At 55.7% G+C, this 1,185-nt stretch carries 4 protein-coding genes; all 4 read right to left on the bottom strand.

What is annotated here, in order from left to right; translation table 11 throughout:
• Positions 1–317, bottom strand: a 317-nt coding sequence (locus tag G7Y82_RS21135; protein WP_366515711.1) for a zonular occludens toxin domain-containing protein, incomplete at its 3' end; no start/stop codon positions are given.
• Complete coding sequence (locus tag G7Y82_RS21130; RefSeq protein ID WP_168150121.1) at positions 314–631, bottom strand: hypothetical protein; 318 nt, start codon at positions 629–631, stop codon at positions 314–316. The genes G7Y82_RS21130 and G7Y82_RS21135, both read right to left, overlap by 4 nt.
• Before the next feature lie 3 nt (positions 632–634).
• A complete protein-coding gene (locus tag G7Y82_RS21125; protein ID WP_168150120.1) occupies positions 635–922 on the bottom strand; it encodes a hypothetical protein in 288 nt (95 codons plus the stop codon).
• A gap of 2 nt (positions 923–924) precedes the next feature.
• A partial coding sequence (locus G7Y82_RS21120) for a hypothetical protein (RefSeq protein WP_168150117.1) occupies positions 925–1,185 on the bottom strand: 261 nt, incomplete at its 5' end.

Raw genomic sequence — 1,185 nt, 5'->3', positions numbered from 1 at the left:
TGCATCGCAAAAAATTCCTTTTCATCTTCAGGAATCTGATTCGGCAGCTTGCCCGCCGGCCAGTACCGCCAACACTCATCAATAGCGAAAACCACACCGGGCCGCTCTATGCCAAGCTGCACGATGGTTCGAACGTCCGCGTCCTTCTCGATAAAGACGACGTCGCCAGCGCCGCAGAACTTAATCAGCGCATCGCGATGAAGCGGCATGTTCGTCACGACAGTTCGGCCGCCCTTCAAAGCCGGAATAACGACGTGTTCGACAACGCCGTAACTCTTACCATGCCCAGGAAGGCCGACATAAGAGACGATGCTCACTCGTCGGCACTCCGATCAACCCACTCTGAACGCTCCGCATCCCACTCTAAAAAGTCGTCCGGATGCTCGAAACCGGCGTCGCCGAACTCCCGCATTTCATCGCGCAGCTGCTCGTCGCGACGCATCTGATAATCGTATTCGTCATCCATGTCCTGCGCCTGCTCGCTGTACCAATCATCACCACGAATGGCAGCGAGCAGGTAACGGCCACCGACGAATGCAACGAACACCACCGCAACAGATGCGAAGATCGCCAAAACACCCAGCGTCGCAGATGCGAAATCAACCTCCCCGGTGATCGACGAAAGGTCCATAAATCACCCGATGAACGGAATTCGATGAATAAGGAACCGCAGCGTCAGCGCCGACAAAACGACCGTCACGCCGAACCCGAAGTGCATGATGTCGAGGAACCACACAACGCCGCTTGGAATGCCCGACAGATAGCCGGACGCGGCAGACATCCAATCAGGCACCGGAATCGCTGATAACAGCGCGGAGAGACCGGCCAAGAGCTTCTCAAGAACCCACTTCGGAACGTAGAGCAGCGTATCGTTCAGCCAAGAAAGAAAACTCTGCAGCCAGATATAGAGCCAGTCGAGCATGATCAACCCTCAACGAATAGCCGAATCGCCAACAGCGACCACACGGCATACATCACAGCTGACAGAACCGGCGTGACAACGTCGGCGACTTCTGTAGGAACTTCAAAGGTATAGGTCCGATTGAATGCAGAGAACGACGCACTCGGCATGCTGCCACCGGTCGGAATCGCATCACCCAACCCGCTAACCGCTTCGACGATCGGTGCATCTTCGATCGATGACCAATACGTTGTGAGCGAGTCGCCTATAGCGGCGACATCATC

Source organism: Solimonas marina, from assembly GCF_012241385.1.
Classification (GTDB): Bacteria; Pseudomonadota; Gammaproteobacteria; order Nevskiales; family Nevskiaceae; genus Solimonas; species Solimonas marina.
The sequence above is the reverse complement of the archived record's forward strand: the minus strand, read 5'-3'. Positions and strand labels throughout refer to the sequence as shown.